This window comes from Peribacillus sp. NPDC058002, from assembly GCF_042886655.1.
Taxonomy (GTDB): Bacteria; Bacillota; Bacilli; order Bacillales; family DSM-1321; genus Peribacillus; species Peribacillus aracenensis.
In genome coordinates this window covers 1-1281 of record NZ_JBHVQU010000509.1, presented here as the reverse complement: position 1 = coordinate 1281, position 1281 = coordinate 1, and the positions used below count along the sequence as shown (strand labels likewise).

The following is a 1281-nucleotide window of genomic DNA, read 5'->3' as shown; positions in this document are numbered from 1 at the left end:
GAAGTGAACCATGTCCAAATATTACTAATTTAAAAACAAAAAAAGACACGCTGCAATGACAGCATGTCTTTTTGATTACATTCATACTTTAATGAGTAGGGAAGAAAATCAGCTGAATCAAAAATATAAATCCAAAAATATAAATGAGAGGATGTACCGATTTTCCTTTTCCACTGAATACCTTCATAAGGGGAAATGTAATGAACCCGATCGCAATCCCTGTAGATATACTTGAAGTAAGCGGCATCGTTAAAATGATCGCAAATGCCGGAAACGCCTCATCGAAAATTTTCCAATTTACTTTAGCCAACCCTTCCATCATGAAACATCCTACAATGATCAAAACGGGAGCTGTGATTGCTTGAACGGACGAAATTGCCGATATCAATGGAGAAAAGAAAATCGACGCAGCAAACAAGATTGCCACGACAGTAGCGGTTAATCCCGTACGTCCCCCTGCGGCTACTCCCGTACTCGATTCAACATATGCCGTCGAAGGGCTTGTACCAAACATCGAGCCGACTGTCGTCGCAATCGCATCACCTAAAAAGGCTTTCTTGGCACGAGGGATTTTCCCATCCTTCGTTAGTCCAGCCTGTTCCGTCACGCCAATCAAGGTTCCTGTCGTATCAAAGATCGTCACAAGTAAAAAGGCGAAAACAATTGAATATAATGAATTCGTGAAGACCCCGGCAATATCGATATCGAAAAATACCGGTGTCGGAGGTACAGATAAGACCCCATCAAAGTTGAGCAAACCGATAAAGTAGCCAATGATTGCCGTAATGATCATACCAATGAAAATTGCCCCTTTAATATTACGGGCCATAAAAATCAAGGTAATGAATAAACCTGCTAGCGCCAAAACGGTTCCAGGCTGGTGCAAATCTCCAAGCGACACCATCGTTGATTCATTAGGCACTACGATTCCAGCATTTTTCAATCCGATAAACGCAATGAATAAACCAATTCCGGACGTGATGCCATATTTTAATGAGTTAGGAATCGCATCAATTATCATTTTACGCAAGCTTGTCACGCTAATTAATAGAAATAGCAAACCAGCAATGAAAACCGTACCGAATACGGTCTGATATGAAAGGCCCTGTGCCCCCACTACGCTGGCAAAATACGCATTCAAACCCATCCCTGGTGCTATCGCAATCGGGTATTTTGCAACAAGCCCCATGATAAGGGTACCAATCACCGCTGATATGACCGTTGCCATGAAAACTTGTTCAAATGGAATTCCGATTGAAGACAATAAAGCCGGATTCACAA

Annotated in this window: 1 protein-coding gene; it reads right to left on the bottom strand. The window is 42.0% G+C overall.

Features of this window, described 5'->3' with window-relative positions; all coding sequences use genetic code 11:
- Positions 1-88 precede the first annotated feature (88 nt).
- Positions 89-1279 (bottom strand): NCS2 family permease, encoded by a 1191-nt coding sequence (locus ACFVSH_RS26725; protein WP_387708843.1) that lies wholly within the window; start codon positions 1277-1279, stop codon positions 89-91.
- Between the last annotated feature and the right edge of the window lie 2 nt (positions 1280-1281).